Source organism: Streptomyces viridosporus (assembly GCF_002078235.1).
GTDB classification, from domain to species: domain Bacteria; phylum Actinomycetota; class Actinomycetes; order Streptomycetales; family Streptomycetaceae; genus Streptomyces; species Streptomyces viridosporus.
This window is the reverse complement of the sequence record NZ_MSGP01000014.1, coordinates 1-16,435: the sequence shown is the minus strand read 5'-3', so window position 1 is coordinate 16,435 and position 16,435 is coordinate 1. Positions and strand designations below refer to the sequence as shown.

General features: G+C 73.8%; 14 protein-coding genes. 4 read left to right on the top strand and 10 right to left on the bottom strand.

All coding sequences use genetic code 11. The annotated features are described in order from the left end of the window. Window positions 1-358: N-acetylmuramoyl-L-alanine amidase (locus B7L92_RS01175; RefSeq protein ID WP_143626215.1), on the top strand; the 358-nt coding region annotated here is incomplete at its 5' end. A gap of 102 nt (window positions 359-460) precedes the next feature. Here B7L92_RS01175 and B7L92_RS01170 read toward each other — a convergent pair. Together B7L92_RS01170 and B7L92_RS01165 are read right to left on the bottom strand one after the other, a co-directional pair. Next, entirely contained in the window at window positions 461-1,630 is a 1,170-nt protein-coding gene (locus tag B7L92_RS01170) for a cysteine desulfurase family protein (RefSeq protein WP_081235635.1), read from the bottom strand. A gap of 85 nt (window positions 1,631-1,715) precedes the next feature. Beyond that, window positions 1,716-2,792, bottom strand: coding sequence for a DMT family transporter (locus B7L92_RS01165; RefSeq protein WP_174703902.1), 1,077 nt, complete (start codon window positions 2,790-2,792; stop codon window positions 1,716-1,718). 74 nt (window positions 2,793-2,866) lie between these two features. Between B7L92_RS01165 and B7L92_RS01160 the strand changes: the two genes are divergently transcribed. Beyond that, window positions 2,867-3,805, top strand: a complete 939-nt coding sequence (locus B7L92_RS01160) for a LysR family transcriptional regulator (protein ID WP_081235634.1) — start codon at window positions 2,867-2,869, stop codon at window positions 3,803-3,805. A 42-nt stretch (window positions 3,806-3,847) separates the two neighbouring features. Here B7L92_RS01160 and B7L92_RS01155 read toward each other — a convergent pair whose 3' ends face one another. From B7L92_RS01155 to B7L92_RS01120, 8 genes are all read right to left on the bottom strand, one after another. Beyond that, entirely contained in the window at window positions 3,848-4,318 is a 471-nt protein-coding gene (locus B7L92_RS01155) for a pyridoxamine 5'-phosphate oxidase family protein (RefSeq protein ID WP_004990938.1), read from the bottom strand. Window positions 4,319-4,560: 242 nt separating this feature from the next. After that, window positions 4,561-5,091 carry a Rieske (2Fe-2S) protein gene (locus tag B7L92_RS01150; RefSeq protein ID WP_081235633.1) on the bottom strand — a complete coding sequence of 177 codons (531 nt, stop codon included), beginning with the start codon at window positions 5,089-5,091 and terminating at the stop codon, window positions 4,561-4,563. Window positions 5,092-5,255: 164 nt separating this feature from the next. Next, window positions 5,256-6,452, bottom strand: coding sequence for a glycosyltransferase (locus B7L92_RS01145; RefSeq protein ID WP_081235632.1), 1,197 nt, complete (start codon window positions 6,450-6,452; stop codon window positions 5,256-5,258). Continuing rightward, window positions 6,449-7,828 carry an MATE family efflux transporter gene (locus B7L92_RS01140; RefSeq protein WP_081235631.1) on the bottom strand — a complete coding sequence of 460 codons (1,380 nt, stop codon included), beginning with the start codon at window positions 7,826-7,828 and terminating at the stop codon, window positions 6,449-6,451. Before B7L92_RS01140 ends, B7L92_RS01145 begins: the two co-directional genes overlap by 4 nt. A gap of 1 nt (window position 7,829) precedes the next feature. Beyond that, window positions 7,830-11,438 (bottom strand): SDR family NAD(P)-dependent oxidoreductase, encoded by a 3,609-nt coding sequence (locus B7L92_RS01135; RefSeq protein WP_081235630.1) that lies wholly within the window; start codon window positions 11,436-11,438, stop codon window positions 7,830-7,832. Further along, window positions 11,435-12,289, bottom strand: a complete 855-nt coding sequence (locus tag B7L92_RS01130) for an ACP S-malonyltransferase (protein WP_081235629.1) — start codon at window positions 12,287-12,289, stop codon at window positions 11,435-11,437. Before B7L92_RS01130 ends, B7L92_RS01135 begins: the two co-directional genes overlap by 4 nt. A 17-nt stretch (window positions 12,290-12,306) precedes the next feature. Then, window positions 12,307-13,347 (bottom strand): ACP S-malonyltransferase, encoded by a 1,041-nt coding sequence (locus tag B7L92_RS01125; protein WP_143626214.1) that lies wholly within the window; start codon window positions 13,345-13,347, stop codon window positions 12,307-12,309. Between the two features lie 22 nt (window positions 13,348-13,369). Then, window positions 13,370-14,383 (bottom strand): hypothetical protein, encoded by a 1,014-nt coding sequence (locus B7L92_RS01120; protein WP_143626213.1) that lies wholly within the window; start codon window positions 14,381-14,383, stop codon window positions 13,370-13,372. A gap of 865 nt (window positions 14,384-15,248) precedes the next feature. On the opposite strand from B7L92_RS01120, the gene B7L92_RS01115 reads away from it, so the two are divergent. Then, entirely contained in the window at window positions 15,249-16,013 is a 765-nt protein-coding gene (locus B7L92_RS01115; RefSeq protein ID WP_004990940.1) for a HipA family kinase, read from the top strand. Further along, on the top strand, window positions 16,010-16,393 hold the full coding sequence (locus tag B7L92_RS01110) for a DUF3037 domain-containing protein (RefSeq protein WP_081235626.1): 384 nt from the start codon (window positions 16,010-16,012) through the stop codon (window positions 16,391-16,393). Before B7L92_RS01115 ends, B7L92_RS01110 begins: the two co-directional genes overlap by 4 nt. Window positions 16,394-16,435: the final 42 nt, after the last annotated feature.

Below are 16,435 nucleotides of genomic sequence, written 5' to 3'. Positions count from 1 at the left end.
GGACGGGCGCGTCACCCAGATGATCCGCGAGCTGGACGTGGCGTACCACGCGGGCAACCGGGACTACAACGAGCGCAGCGTCGGCATCGAGCACGAGGGGTTCGTGGACCGGCCGCAGGACTTCACGGACGAGATGTACGAGGCCTCGGCGCGGCTCACGGCACGGATATGCGCGCGGTACGACATCCCGGTCGACCGGGAGCACATCATCGGCCACATCGAGGTGCCGGGCACGGACCACACCGATCCGGGCCCGCACTGGGACTGGGACCGCTACATGAAGCTGGTGCGGCGGGCGCGGACGGCGCCGTCGGAACCGTCGGAACCGACGGAACCGACGGCTCCGACGCAAGCCTGAGGGAGGCGCCCGCGCGCCTCCGCACGCCCGCCCGTCGCGTCCGGTGCGTGCCGGTCACGTCCGCCGTGTGCCGGTCACGTCCGTCGCGTCCGGCACGTCGCCTTACGTCAGGCCGGCCACCCGCGCCCGCTCCACCGCCGGGCCGATGGCCTTGGCCAGGGCATCCACGTCGGCCTGGGTGGAGGTGTGGCCGAGGGAGAAGCGGAGGGTGCCGCGGGCCAGCTCGGGGTCGGTGCCGGTGGCCAGCAGGACGTGGCTGGGCTGGGCGACGCCGGCGGTGCAGGCGGAGCCGGTGGAGCACTCGATGCCCTGGGCGTCGAGCAGCAGGAGCAGGGAGTCGCCCTCGCAGCCGGGGAAGGTGAAGTGGGCGTTGGCCGGAAGCCGTCCCCCGGGCGCGGGGTCACCGCCGAGGAGGGCGTCCGGGACGGCCTCGCGGACCGCGGCGACCAGAGCGTCGCGCAGGGCGCCGATCTCGCGGGCGAACCACTCCTGCTGCTCGGCGGCCAGCCGCCCGGCGACCGCGAAGGAGGCGATCGCGGGCACGTCCAGCGTGCCGGAGCGGACATGGCGCTCCTGACCGCCGCCGTGCAGGACCGGCACGGGGGTGTGCTCACGGCCCAGCACCAGCGCGCCGATGCCGTACGGACCGCCGATCTTGTGGCCGGACAGCGTCATCGCGGCGAGCCCGGAGGCGGCGAAGTCCACCGGGACCTGGCCGAAGGCCTGGACCGCGTCGGAGTGCAGCGGAACGCCGAACTCGGCCGCCGCCTCGGCGAGTTCACGGACCGGCAGGACGGTCCCGATCTCGTTGTTGGCCCACATGACCGTGGCGAGGGCGACGTCGTCGGGGTTGCGGGCGACGGCCTCGCGCAGGGCGTCCGGGTGGACCCGGCCGTGGGAGTCGACCGGCAGGTACTCGACGGTGGCGCCCTCGTGCTCACCGAGCCAGTGGACGGCGTCGAGGACGGCGTGGTGCTCGACGGGGCTGGCGAGGACCCGGGTGCGGGCCGGGTCCGCGTCGCGGCGGGACCAGTACAGGCCCTTCACGGCGAGGTTGTCGGCCTCGGTGCCGCCGGAGGTGAAGACCACCTCGCTGGGGCGGGCGCCGAGGGCTTCGGCGAGGGTTTCGCGGGCCTCCTCGACGGTGCGGCGGGCCCGGCGGCCGGCCGCGTGGAGGGAGGAGGCGTTGCCGGTGACACCCAGGTGCGCGGTGAGTGCCTCGACCGCCTCGGGAAGCATCGGGGTGGTCGCGGCGTGGTCGAGGTAAGCCATGGTGGGGCCGATTCTACGGGCCCCGGCGCTCCGGCTCCGGATCGCGGTCGGCCGGGATGCGGCGCCGGCTCACGGGCTCACCCGCTCACAGGCTCCACGAGAACGTCTGGTCCGCCTGGACGAACGCCATCAGGACCAGCAGGTCGGCGACGCCGAGACCGAGTCCCAGGAGGGCACGGCCGCGCCGGGTGGTGCCCCGCCACAGCGCCGCGCCCGCCAGCACGATCACCGCGCCCACCGGTGTCGACCAGACCAGCGTCTCGCCGAGGAGCACGACGCCCGCCGCGGCGGCGATCACCGGGATGAAGTACGTGACCATCTGGCCGGTCGTCGGGCCGACCTCGGCGACCAGGCCGTACTGGATGAGCACCGCCAGACCCGTGCCCAGCGTGCCCAGCGCCGCGACCGCCAGCAGCGGCCCGACGGCGAAGTCGGTCGGAAGGGTGGTGAACAGCGGTGTCACCACGGCCAGTTGGAGGGTGGCGAGCAGCAACTGGCCGCCGGTCAGGGACAGGTTCGAGTGACTGCTGCCCGCCAGGGTGCGACGGACGTAGATCCAGCCGACGGGGTAGCTCAGCGAGGCCAGCAGGGCCAGCGCCGTGCCCCGGGCCTCCAGGCCCTGGAAGCCCTGCCAGGCTCCCAGCACGGTCAGCACCCCGAGGAAGCCCAGGCCCAGCCCCGCCACCCGCACCCGGGTCGGACGGTCCTCGGAGAGGGCGACCAGGGACAGGGCCATGCCCCACAGCGGCGAGGTCGCGTTGCAGATGCCCGCCAGGGTGGACGGGATGGTGAGTTCCGCGAACGCGAACAGCGAGAAGGGCAGCGCATTCAGCAGGAACCCGGCGACCGCGAGATGGCCCCAGGTGCGCGCGCCGCGCGGCAGCCGCTCCCGCCGCACCGCCATCGCGACCGCCAGCACGGCGGTCCCGAAGACCAGCCGGCCGAGCGTGACCTGGAAGGGGGCGTAGCCCTGGGTGCCGACCTTGATGAGGAGGAAGCTGAAACCCCAGATCAGGGACAGCGCGCCGAAGCGGAGCCGCCAGTCCAGGCGGGGGCGGGTGCCGTTCGGGACGGGGCCGTCCTGACCCGGCGTCATGGGGTCCGGCGCGGTGGGATCCGGCGTGGTGGGGTCCGGCGTGGTGGTCGCGGTGACGCTGCTCATGGGCGTAACGATGATGGACATCATCTCGTAGCACAATCGAGATTTCACACTTGATATTGCGTAGCATCGCTTACATGTTGAACCTGGAGCGCCTGCGCACCCTCGACGCCCTCGCCCGGCACGGCTCGGTCAGCGGTGCGGCCGCGGGCCTGCACATCACGACCTCGGCCGTCTCGCAGCAGATGGCCAAGCTGGAGCGCGAGGTCGGCCAGCAACTGCTCGCCAAGAACGGGCGCGGCGTCCGGCTCACGGACGCGGGCCGGCTGCTCGCCGAGCACGCCGCGCGCATCCTGTCCCAGGTGCAACTCGCCCAGTCCGACCTGGAGGCGCAGCGCGGTCAGGTCGCCGGTGAGCTGCGCGTCTCGGCGTTCCCGACCGCCGCGCGGGGACTGTTCCCCGTGGCGCTCGCGGACCTGCGCCGACGGCATCCCGCGCTGCGCGTGCGCTCCCGCGAGCTGGAACCGGAGCGGGGCGTCGCGGGCGTGGTGCGCGGAGACCTCGACCTCGCGGTGGTGCTCGACTGGTACAACAAGCCGATGCCGCTGCCCGACGGCCTGGTCAAGGCGCCCGTCCTGGACGACCCGGCCGATGTGGCGCTCCCGGCCGGCCACCGGCTCGCGGACCGTGCCGAGGCGGACCTGGCCGAGTTCGCCGAGGACGAGTGGATCACCTGGGGCGAGGGCGAGTTCTGCCACGAGTGGCTGATGTTCACGCTGCGCTCCAAGGGCATCGAGCCGATCGTCGGCCACCGTGCCGCCGAGAGCCACACCCAGCTCGCCCTGGTCGCCGCGGGGCTCGGCGTCTGCATCGCCCCGCTGCTCGGCCGCGACCCGCTGCCCGACGGGGTGGTGACCCTCCCGCTCAGACAGCGCATGCGGCGGCACGTGTTCGTCGTCTGGCGTGCCGACGCCGACCGCCGCCCCTCGATCCGCGCGGCGGTGCGGGCGCTGCGGGAGGCCGGGGAGAGCGTCGGCGCGGCCGGAGGAGGGGACCGGGAGCAGGGCGCGGGGTGAGCGGCGGGCCGGCCGCCGCCCCGTCCACCGCCGAGCCGCCCGCTACGGGAGCGCCCCCAACTTCCTGAAGTCCCAGGACACGACCTTCTCCGGGGTCAGCCGCATCCAGGCGTGCCGGCCGTCGTGGGGCATCTCGTCCAGGCCGAAGTACTTCCGGGCGAACAGGGTCTCGGGGACGTCGAGTTCCGCGCGCAGCTCGCCGGTGCGCGGGACCTCGCCCACGAACTCCATCCGCCCGGACAGCTCCGCGCCGCGCAGCTCGTCGTACTCCTCGCCGGTGTCCACCGCGATCGCCACCCGGGGGTCCCGGCGCAGGTCCGCCCAGCGCTTGCTGCGGACGACCGAGTACAGCCACAGCGAGACGCCGTCCCAGACGAACCAGAGCGCGCTGACGTGCGGCGCGCCGTCGGCGGACACCGTGGCGACCCGGCAGGTGCGCTGACCGGTGAGGAAGTCGTCCAGCTCACCCGGCGTCATCATGATCTTCCGGCCCCGGCGCTGCGTGGCGGTCATACGGTCCCTCTTCTCTCACGTCGTACCGGAGGGAGATGCCCTGACATCACGTCGGGAAGGACGAGTCGTCCTCCTCGCCCGCGCAAGGGCGGGGTGCCCGTCGCACCGTGCGACCTCGCCCGCCGCCCGCGACGGGGCCCGGCCGGCGCGGCGGTGCCGCGGGGGCGCCCTCCGACCGCACCCCGCGATGAGCGTCGCCCCTCGTCCCGGCCACCGGCGCCGCACGGTCCGGCGCCGGCGGTTCAGACGAGGGTGATCGAGCCGTCGCTGACGTCGATCTGCACGGAGGGCAGCGGCTTGGTCGCCGGGCCGCTCTGCACACTGCCGTCGGTGATGGAGAAGTTGCTGTTGTGACAGGGGCAGTTGATGACCCCGTCGGCGACGCTCTTCACCGCGCACCCCTGATGGGTGCACGTCGCCGAGAACGCCTTGAACTCGCCCGCCGTCGGCTGGGTGACCACCACCTTGCGGTCGGCGAAGACCTTCCCGCCGCCCTCGGGGATGTCGGCGGTCGCGGCGAGCGCGGGACCGGCGGCGGCTTCCTCGCCTCCGCCCGAACCACCGCTGTCCGCGCCGCCGCCACCCGGTGAGCCGGAGTCCGTGGAGGAGGACGACGACGCGTCGTCGGAACCTCCGCACGCGGTCAGCGCGACGGCGAGGCCCGCCGCTCCGGCCGCGGCCACGACGGTTCGACGGGCCGGTCCGGCGGGGGCGCCGCCCTGCTCGGGCGGAGCCGGGAACTCGGGAGAGGACTGGAACGATGCGCTGGTCATGCAGGTGTGTCCCTTCCGGGAGGATGCGTGATCCGGTGATCTGCGCAGAGGTACGGTCGGCGGGCCCGCGCTGTTCAGATCCCGCCCTGTTCAGGCACTGCCGAGAGTGTGGCCCGACCGGGGTCGGGACGGCGTGAACCACGGCTGACGTTTCGCTCTCAGCGTCAACGTCCGTACCCGTGCCCGGCCCGCCGGGCCGCCTGCCGTACGCGGGCGGCCGCGTGCTCGGGCAGGTACCGGTCGGCGTGCAACCGGCGCGCGGCGGCGGCCGTCGCGTCCCTGCGGGCCCGGTCGGTGAGCAGGTCCGCGCAGTGCCGGGCCAGGCCGTCGGCGGTGTCGGCGACGGCCAGGTGCTCACCGGCGACGACGTCGAGGCCCTCGGCGCCGACCGTGGTGCTGACCACCGGCACGCCGTGCGCGAACGCTTCGAGGATCTTGATGCGGGTGCCGCTGCCCACGCGCAGCGGCACCACGACCAGGTCGGCGGCGCGCAGATAGGGCGTCATGCTCGGGACCGCGCCGGTGACCTCGACGTGCGGGCCGGCCAGTGCGGCGACGCCCGGGGTGGACTCCCCGGCCAGCACGACCGTCGCGTCCGGCACCCGCTCGCGGATCAGCGGCAGGATCTCACCGGTCAGCCAGCCGGCGGCGTCCGCGTTGGGCGCCCAGTCGAAGGAGCCCTGGAACAGGATGGTCGCGCCGCCGCCGTCGGCTCGCGGCGATTTCGAGGGGCGGGCGGGAAACGTGTTCGGCACCACCACCGTGCGCCCCGCGCCCAGCCGGTCGGCGTCGCGGGCGCAGGCGACCACGGCCACGTCCACCTCCCGTGCCAGCCGCCGGTGGACGCGGCCCCACCAGGCGATCGAACGGCGCGCCTGCACGCGCTGCCACGGCGTCAGCGGCACGTCCCACACCCCCCGGCCGAGCTGCCGCCAGCGGCGGATCAGCACGTCCTCGAAGTCGTCCACGTCGACGACGGTGCGGCCGGTGAACCGGCCGCGCAGCGGCAACCAGACGCGTTCCCGGTTGAACCACACCAGGTCGTAGCGGGTGCCGGTCGACCAGCCGGGCAGGGCGGGCGCGAGCGTGCGCCGCCGGTGACCGGCGTAGGCGGCGGACGGCCCGCGCACGGTGATCTCCAGGAAGGCGCGGGTGCCCGTGTACGGCGGTACGGCGGCGACCCCGGCGCGGGCGAAGCGGGCGGTCCCGTCCGGTGGAAGCACGGTGCCCGGCGGCGCGAGGAAGAGCGCGTCCACCGGGCCCAGCCCGGCGAGTGCTCCGGTCACCAGGTCCATGCGCTGCACCGAGCCGCCGGCGGGGCGGCGGGGCAGGACGTCGCTGACGAACAGTGATCGGATCACCGGTCGGCCCTCCTGCCCGGCTCCGCCATCGGGCGGGCTTCCCCACCGCGGTCCGGGGGCGGTGCGGCCACCGCGTACCGGGCGGCCAGCAGCGTGCAGCCCAGCCCCACGGCCCAGCCGATCACCGTCGCCCACATGATGCCGTCCACCCCCCACGCGTGGCCCAGCGCGTACGACAACGGCAGCCGGACCACGCCCAGCGACGCCACCGTGCAGAACAGCGGCACGACGGTGCGGGTGATGCCGTTGAACCAGCCGTGCAGCACGACCGTCAGCGTGTAGCACAGGAAGAACGGCGCCGTGATGAGGATGTACCGCTCGGTCACCAGCCGGGTCTCCGGGCTGCCGGAGAACAGCGCGGCGATCGGCCCGCGTCCGACGAGCAGCAGCAGGGACACCACCGCGGTGAGCGCGACGCCCAGCCACACCGCGTGGCGGACCCCCTCGCGGATGCGCGCGGTCCGGCCGGCGCCGGTGTTCTGCGCGGTGAACACCATCAGCGCGCCGGACAGATTGAGGAACAGCACGCCGGTCAGCAGTTCCAGCCGGGCGACGACGGTCAGCGCCGCGAGGGCCTCCTCGCCGAACGGCGTGATGATCCACACCAGCACCAGCACGCCGACGCCGATCAGCAGGTACTGCACGGCCATGGGAGCGCCGATCCGCAGTGCGCGCCGCACCTCGGCGCGCACCGCGGCAGCCGTGACCGCGGCCGCCCCGGCCGGCCGCCGGCGCTGCTCGCGCACCAGGCGGGTCAGGCCGGCCGCCGCGGTCAGCGCGTTGGCGACCAGCACGGCCAGCGCCGCGCCCCCGATCCCGAACCGCCAGGCACCCACGAACAGCCAGGCGAGCACGGCGTTCAGCACGCTCGCGGCGATCATCAGACCGGTGGCCCGACGGGCGTCGCCGCGGCCGGTCAGCACCGCGCACACCGCGCCCAGCGCGTAGACGGTGACCAGGCCCGAGCACAGCGTCACCGTGAAGGTGCGGGCCTCGGCGGCGACCTCGCCGGTCACACCGGTCAGCGCCAGCAGCGGCGCCGCGGCCGGCACCGCGACCGCGGCGCAGACCGCCGACCACGCCCCGGTGCAGACCGCGAGCGCCAGCAGCGCGTTCGGATCGTCGCGCCGCCCGGCGCCGGCGAGGTGCCCGAGCCGTACCGCGAACGCGGCGGAGACACCGGTGAACAGCGAGCTCAACATCGCGTACAGCGGCTGTGCCGCGCCCATCGCGGCCAGTCCGGTGACGCCCACGTACCGGCCGACGACCGCGCTGTCGACCAGCAGGTACCCCTGCTGGAGCAGGTTGGCCAGGGCCAGCGGGGCCGCGAGGCCGACGATGCCGGTCAGGACCGGACCCCGCGTCAGGTCCGGCACGTCAGTCTCCGGGGGTGGTCAGCAGCTCGTCGAGCCACGCGTCGTCATCGCCGTGGTCGTCGCCCTCCGACTCGCCCGGCACGGCCGTGTCGTACTTGGCCTCGATGAGCCGGCCGACGGCGGCCACGGTGCGCTCGCTCATCAGGTCGACGGTGTCGAACGGGCGCCCCAGGCAGGCGGAGATGCTGTTGCCGATGGTCAGCGCCATGATCGAGTCGGCGCCCAGGTCCCGGAAGTCGGCGTGGACGTCGATCGTCGGATGACCGAGGACGTGCGCCAGGCAGCGGCCCACCAAGCGTTCCCTGTCGGTGTACGCGCCGTCCGGACGCCCGGTCAGCCGCACCTCGGTGGACTCCACCGCCTCGCGCACACGGGCGACGTTCCGCCTGGTCCGCTCCGCGAGCGCGGCCAGCCCCTTCTCGATCTTGTCCTCGATGTCCGGGGAAAGGGCCACGGGGTACGTCGGCAGGACGCTCATCAGGTCGCTGGTGTAGTTGACCTCACCGGCGAAGAACCCCGCCCGGTCGCCGCGCAGCGCCGCGTCGATCAGGTCGAGGCCGGTGCGGGTGCGCAGCGACCGGAACGCCAGGTCCTCGTGGGTGCCGGCGGCGACCGCCATGCCGACCTCCCGCCAGGACACCCAGTCGACGCTGACCACGCGGTGCTCCGGTGTGTCCAGCGTGCGGGCCAGGTGGTCCAGGTAGAGGTTCGCGGCCGCGTAGTCGGCCTGCCCGAGCGCCGGGAACACCGCGGCCACCGAGGACATGTGCAGCACGAAGTCGGGCCGGTCGTCCCGGGTCAGATGGTGCAGCAGGAACGCGCCGCGCAGCTTCGGCCGCAGCACGGACGCGAACCCGGCGGCGTCCCGGTACGCGATGAGGTTCTCGCCGGGCACGCCGGCGGCGTGCACGATGCCGTCCACCCGGCCGTGCGCGGCGCGGATCGCGGCCAGGACGTCCGCCAGCGCGGCCTCGTCGGCGACGTCGGCGGCCACCGGGTGCACGGTGGCGCCGAGCGAGGTCATCCCGCGGACCGCCGTGACGCGCGCCGCGGCGGGGTGCTGCGGGTCGGCGGCGATCGCGTCCCACTCGGCCCGCGGCGGCAGGCCGGTGCGGCCGAGGAGGTACAGGTGGATGCCGGGGGCGCCGGCCGCGAAGTGCCGGGCCGTCTCCAGACCGATGCCGCCGAGACCGCCGGTGATCAGGTAGGCGCCGCCGGGCCGCAGGTACGTGTCGCGGACCGCCGGGATCTCCGGCAGCTCGGCGAAGGACTCGCGGTACTTGTCCTTGCCGCGCAGCGCGTACACGCCGGCTTGCGCGGCGAGGATCTCCGTGCGCAGCAGCTCGGCCGGCACCGCGTCGTCGATGTCGAGCAACCGGACGGTCACGTACGGGTATTCCCGGCCGACGGCCTTGGCCAGTCCGGCGAGCGCCGCGTGTTCCGGGACCGCGCCGGGCTCGCCGGGCACGACCGCCAGCGCCCGTCGGGTCAGCACCACGAGGTCGACCCCGGCGCTCGCGTGCATCAGCGCCCTCGCCAGCCGGAAGAGACCGATCAGGTGCTCGTCGACACGGCGGTCCAGTTCCGCAGGATCGGCCGCCGGCTCCTCGTCGAAGGCCGGCGCGTACACCAGGTGGGTGTACCCCTCGTCGACGAGTTCCTCGGCGAGCCGGTCCGGTTCGGTGTCCGCGTCGCCCGGCGCGCGCAGCACCGCGTCCGGCGGCAGGGCGGCGGCCACGGTGTCGGCCGCGGCCGGGCCCACCAGCGCCAGCACGCGGGCCGACGGGGCGCCGTCCCGGGCGAGCGGCGCCGGCGCGAAGTCCACCTCGTGCGTCAGCGGGTGTTCGACCTGCGGCGCGGCCGGCGCGAACCGGTCGCGCCAGGTCTCGGGGAAGTCGATCCAGGCGCGGGTCTCGTCGAACTCGTACGGCGGCAGGTGCACGGTCCGCGGACGCTGCCCGCCGTACTGGGCCCGCAGATCGAGAGCGGAGCCGCCGGCCCAGTCGCGGGCGGCGTCGGTGCGGGCGGCGTCCGGCACCTCACCGGCCTCGGTGGCCGCCAGCGCCGCCCGCAGGCCGGCCAGGCCGTCGACCGTGTAGGCGAGCCGGTGCCGGTGTCCGGCGCGGGAGACGTTCGAGGTCCAGCACACGTCCCGGACGCTCCCGTCGATCCGGCCGTCGTCGATCGCCTCGCGGTAGCGGGTGACCAGCCGGCCGAGCGACGCGGGGCTCTGCGCGCTGAGCGTGAACAGGTAGGGCGGCCGGTCCGTGCCGGACTCCGCCGGCTCCTCCGGTGCCGCGACGAACTCCTCCAGCACGACGTGCGCGTTGGTTCCGCCGAGGCCGAAGGCGCTGACCCCGGCGCGGCGGGGGCCGTCCCCCTCCGGCCACGCGCGTGCTTCCCGAGGCACGTACACCGGGCCCCCGTCGAGGTCGATCGCGCTGTTCGGCCGTGCGTAGTTCGCCAGCGGCGGGATCACGCGGTTCCGCAGCGCGAGCGCGGCCTTGATCACGCCCATCACGCCCGAGCCCTCGAAGAGGTGGCCGATGTTCGCCTTCACCGTGCCCACCGCGCAGAACCGCCGGTCGTCGGTCCGGGCGGCGAACGCCCGCCGCAGCCCCTCGAACTCGACGGGGTCGCCGACCCGGGTGGCGGTGCCGTGCACCTCCAGGTAGCCGATCGTGCGGGGATCCACGCCGGCGTTCCGCCACGCGCTCTCCAGCAGGTCGGCCTGGGCCCCGGCGTCCGGCGCGGTCATCATCTCGGACCTGCCGTCGTGGTTGACCGCGCTGCCCTTGACGACCGCGTACACCTGGTCGCCGTCCGCCAGCGCACGGTCCAGCCGTTTGAGCACCACGGCCCCGGACCCCTCGCCGAAGCCGGTGCCGTCCGCGCCCTCGTCGAACGTACGGGTCACGCCGTCGGACGACTCGATGCCGATCCGGGTGTGCGGGTGCCGCACCGGCGCCAGCACGATCCGGGTGCCGGCCACCACGGCCGTCTCGCAGTCGCCCAGCAGCAGCGCGGCCCTGGCCTGGTGCAACGCCAGCAGCGACGCCGAGCAGGCACTGTCGATCACCATGCTGGGCCCGCGCAGGTCGAACAGGTACGAGAGCCGGTTGGCCAGCATCGTGACGATGTTGCCGGTGATGCCGAGCTGTCCCAGCGCGGGGTCGACGCGGCAGAAGTACTCCAGGTACGACCAGCCGGGGTTGCCGGCGTAGCCGACGTACACGCCGGTGCGGCTGCCGGCCAGCCGCTCGCCGGTGTAGCCGGCGTCCTCCAGCGCGCGGTACATCGTGCGCAGGACCAGCCGCTGGTGCGGGTCGGTGACCGCGGCCTGCTTCGGGGTCATGCCGAAGAAGGCGTGGTCGAACAGGTCCACCCGGTCCAGGAAGCTGCCGTCGTGGAACTCGACCCGGTCCTCGGCGTCCGGCACCAGCGCCGATTCCCAGTGGTAGCGCAGGTACTCCTCGACCTCCCGGCGCCGCTGCGCCGGGAACGGCCGGGTGAGGCTGCGGCCGGTGCGGACGACGTCCCAGAACGCGTGCTGGTCCGGCGCGTCCGGCACTTCGACGGACAGTCCGACGACAGCGATGTCCGTGGTCATATCCGTTCCTCCGTCGGCTGTGCGGCGATCCGTGCGATGAAGGTGGTGAGGGTGGTGCCGTTGACCTCGTCGAAGCGGTCGACGCCGGCCGCGCGCAGGGCCCGGACCGCGCGCACCCACTCCACCGGGCGGTGGATCTGCCTGCTGAGCAGCTGGACCGCCCGGTCCGGGGCGAACTCCGTGCCGGTGACGCTGGACATCACCGGTGTGTGCCCGGCGCGGAACTCGTATCCGCGCAGGACCGCCGCGAACGCCCGGCCGGCCGAGGCCATGAGGGGGGTGTGGAACGGGCCGCTGACGCGCACCGGCAGGATCCGGGCGCCCTGGCCGCGCAGTGCCTTGACGGCGAGCGCCAGTTGCGGCCGGTCCCCGGCCACCGTCACCTGCTGGTCGCTGTTGTGGTTGGCGACGTGCACCAGGTTGAGCCCGGCGCGGTGCAGCGTCGCCTCGACCCGTGCCGGGTCCGGCCCGACCACCGCGACCATCGCGCCGTGGGTGATGCCGGCCATCAGCTCGGCGCGGTGCCGGACCAGCGCCAGGCCGTCCATCAGGTCGAGGACTCCGGCGGCCACCAGCGCGTTGAACTCGCCCAGGCTGTGCCCGGCGAAGTAGTCGTACCGCCGGCCTTCGCGCTCGAGGTCCCGCCAGGCCAGCGCGTTCACGAGGAAGACGGCCGGTTGCGCGTAGCGGGTGTCGGAGAGCCGGTCGCCGGGGTCGTCGCGGCACAGGTCCGCCACGGAGTGGCCGAGCAACTCGGCCGCGGCCGCGGTCTCCCGCGGGTACCGCTCGAACAGTTCCTCTCCCATGCCCTTGCGCTGGACGCCCTGGCCGGGAAAGACCAGACAGTGCATGCGTGCACGCTCCTCACTCAAGCGGTTGGTGCGGGGACACTGCGGTAGCGCAGGCCGTTGTGGCTGCCGCGCAGGGTCTCCCGGGTGAACACCCGGGCCGACGGGCCCGGTCCGAAGTCGACCACCTGGTCGGGCCGGCAGCCCTCGATCGCGGCGCGGACCGTGCCGGGCCAGTCCAGCGGGCGGCACACCGCGTGGGCGAGGACGTCCGGCAGCAGGTCACCGCGGTGCTGGAGGTTGACCGGCGCGTCGGCGACGTACACCGGCACGGCCAGCCGGTCGCCGGTGAGCGGGAACGTCATGAAGTGCCGGTCCTCCAGCGCCGCGCGCACCGCCGGCTCCAGGAGCGGCGTGTGGAACGGCGCGGTACTGCGCAGATAGGTCCAGCGCACCCCCGGCTCGGCCAGCCGCCGCGCGTGTCCCGCCCGGAAGCCGGCGAGATCGGCCGGATCCCCGGCCAGCACGTGCGAGCGGCCGGAGTTCGCGAGAGCCAGGTGCACCGGGGAGTCCGTCACCAGCTCGCGCAGTTCCCCGGCCGGCAGGCCCAGCACGGCCGCCATCGGCCCGGCCGCGCCCGTCCGCGGCGGCGCCGACTGGTGGCAGCGGATCAGCGTCAGCGCGGTCATCGCGATCACGTCGTGGCAGAACGCCGTGTACTGGCGGCGATCGGTCAGGCCCAGCCCGGCGACCATCGCGCCGATCAGACCCAGGCTGTGACCGATGGCGGCCACCGGCGCGGGCCGGCCGCCGTCCGCGCCGCCGACGGCGGGCTGCAGCAGGCACAGTTGGTAGAGGTGGGCGCAGAGCCCGTCCACGATGGAGTGGTCCAGGGCGTCGGCGTCCGGAGGGTCGCCGCGCAGCCAGGCGGTCAGCGGGATGCCGCCGGGCAGCTCCCGGCGGTAGGCGTCCGCGCCGACGTGGTCGAGCACGCGCGCCACCGCCTCGGCCGCGGTGGTGAAGTACCGCGCGTTCTCCGGCCGCGCGTACAGCGCCCGCAGTGCGGCGAGCGGCGGACCGTGCAGGCCCGCCATGCCGCTGAACAGGAATAATCGTCGCACTTCTCTTCCCCGTGTGGTGCGGCTACCGGCCGGTGACCGGGACCGGAAGGATCTGCGGGAGGTCGGCCGCCTCCTCGGCGAGGAGCCGTGCCGCCTGCTGCTCGCGCAGCCGCAGGTGGGCGAGGCCGCGGCGGATCCGGTCCGCCGGCAGCGCGGGCAGCCCGGCCTGGAAGGCGGTGACCCGGTCCGACAGCACGGCGGCCAGCTGCGCGATGCGGGCGTATGCGACGCGGACCTGCTCACCGTGTGCGGTGTGTGCCAGGAAGCGGCGGAACAAGGCCCGTGAACCGGCCAGCAGCGCCATGCTGTTGACGCCGGGCGCCCGGTACGTGGCGGAGACCGACGCCCGCTCCACGACGAGGTGGTCACCGATGACGTCGTAGAGCTCGAAGCCGTCGCGGAAACCGGCCAGGAACGCGCGGTAGGCGGCCTCGAATCCGTCCCGGTCGGGGGCGTCGGACGTCTGCCGGACGGTGGCGCAGCCGGTGAACCAGCGTTCGGGTTCCCGGGCGTGGCCGTCGCGCAGTACGTCCCACCCCACGGTCAGCGGGACGTACTCGTGGTCGTCGGTGACGTTGTCGACCAGCAGGACGTCGGTGCCGCTCGCCCCGCAGACGAGGAACGAGTGCAGGAGTCCGTACTCCTCGGGGACCGTGCCGGCCCGGCGCATGAACTCCACCCAGTGGGGGAAGTGGTGCCGGGGCGCGTAGAAGAAGACCGGTTGTCCCGCGGCGAGGAACCCGGGCAGACCGGACTCGAAACGGGCCAGGTCCACGGTCCCGGCCGAGAACACCTCGAACCCGAGCAGGCGCAGGTCGTCCTCGGTCACGTAGGGGGTGTCGAACGCCCAACGGTCCTTGCCGCGCAGGTAACAGTGGCGGTGGATGGCCGAAGTGGAGCCCAGCGCCCCGTACATCAGCAGGTCGGACCAGGGGGTGCGACCGCCGACGTACGCCAGCAGCTGGGTCTTTCGGCAGTGCAGGTGGTTGTTCGGGTCCCGGGTGCGGATGCGCTCCACGCCCGATAACTTGATCATCTGGTCGACGGACAACAGCGTAAACCTCCGTTCGGCGGTGCCTCCGCTGCGGACGACGGATCGGGAAGTGCCGTACTTCCAGTGGGATCGATCCGTCGGCGCGGGAACGGCGGTGCCGGGGCAGGTGTGATCGGTTCACCTCGGCCATGCACATCGATGTGCGGATGCTTTTCGCAACTCGCTCCGGGACTCCCGCCATTGGGCGATCTCCGGTGCGGCGCGCGGCAAGAAAGAGCGAACGGGCCCGCGGGACCCGGTCGGTGAGACACAGGAAAGCGACACGGACGACCGTTCATCCGTTCACCCGGTGCGCAATATGATGTCAGCCCGGTCGGTGCCGGTCAATAAAAGTCATACGATTTGCCGGGGCTTGGGAATCGACGCAGGTCGGCGAGTTGGTGGCGCTTTCCGGCCGGTCGATCCCGAGCGTCGGGCCGGCCCTTGCGCGATACCGGGGAGTAAGTAACTCGCCGGTAATTACCGGGATTCGGTGAGGCATCCTTCTTTCGGAAATCGGAAAGCGTTATTCCGCTCTTGGTGAAGTCGTCGGGCGAGTGGCCCGTTCCCCCGTGAGTCCGGGGCCACGCCCGTTCGGGGCCACACCCGTTCGGGGCTTTCGGACCTCCGCCGACGCCGTCCTCCACCGTCGGCATGTCCTCACCGGCGGCAGACGAACCGAAGCGTCGTGCGGAGCCGTTCCCGTCGGCGGAGGCGGAGCTTCCGCGGGGAGGGCCGGGGCCGACCGTGGCCGGCTTCCCGGAGCGCGGGGGGCCTTGGGGGTGCCGCGGACTGCGAGGTCACCGGAGCGCAGGGCCCCGGAGAAGGTCGTGGATTGCAAGGTCAAGAGATCGCGTAACCTGGGGAAATGCTGACCGAGGTCACCGCAACCCGTTACATCACACCCCTGCGCGAGGGCGGTTCGCTGCCGGGCCTGATCGAGGCCGACGACCTGGGCACCTACGTCCTGAAGTTCACCGGCGCCGGACAGGGCCGCAAGACGCTGGTCGCCGAAGTGGTCTGCGGGGAACTCGCCCGCCGGCTGGGGCTGAGGGTGCCGCGCCTGGTCACCGTCGACCTCGACCCCGTCCTGGGGCTAGGTGAGCCCGACCAGGAGGTGCAGGAGCTGCTGAAGTCCAGCGGCGGCACCAACCTCGGCATGGACTTCCTCTCCGGTGCCCTCGGCTTCGACCCGCTCGCCTTCGAGGTGAGCCCCGAGGAGGCCGGGCGGGTCGTCTGGTTCGACGCGCTGGTGAACAACGTCGACCGCTCCTGGCGCAACCCCAACCTGCTCCGCCTGCGGGGCGAGCTCTGGCTCATCGACCACGGGGCGACCATGATCTGGCACCACAACTGGCCCGGCGCCGAAAGCTCCGCCGCGCGCCCCTACGACGCCTCCGACCACGCCCTGAAGTCCTTCGCGCCGGACGTGGCCGCGGCCGCCGCGGAACTGGCGCCGCGGATCACCGAGGACCTGCTCGCCGAGGTCACCGCGGAGATCCCCGACGTGTGGCTGACCGGCGAGCCCGGTTTCGGCACGCCGGACGAACTCCGGCGGGCGTACGCGCGGCCGCTGCTCGCCCGCGCGGCCACCGCCCACCAGCGCATCCACGGCCTCGAGGGGGACCAGTGAGCGACCGGCACGTCTTCGAGTACGCGCTGCTGCGGGTGGTACCGCGCGTCGAACGCGGTGAGTGCGTCAACGCGGGGGTGCTCGTGTACTGCCGCCCCAAGTCGTTCGTCGCGGCCCGTACGCACCTCGACGAGTCGCGGCTGCTGGCCCTCGACCCGGAGGTCGACCTGCCCGGCGTACGGGCCGCGCTGCGCGCCGTCGAGGGCGTCTGCGCGGGCGGTGACGCGGCGGGGCAGGCCGCGCACGACGACGCCGGGCGGCGCTTCCGCTGGCTGATCGCGCCCCGTTCCACCATCGTCCAGCCGGGGCCGGTGCACACCGGGCTCACCGCCGATCCGGCGGCGGAGGTGGAGCGGCTGCTCGACCTGCTCGTGCGCTGACCCGGCCGGCCCCGCGGTGGGGCCGCCGCCCCGGCCGCCCGG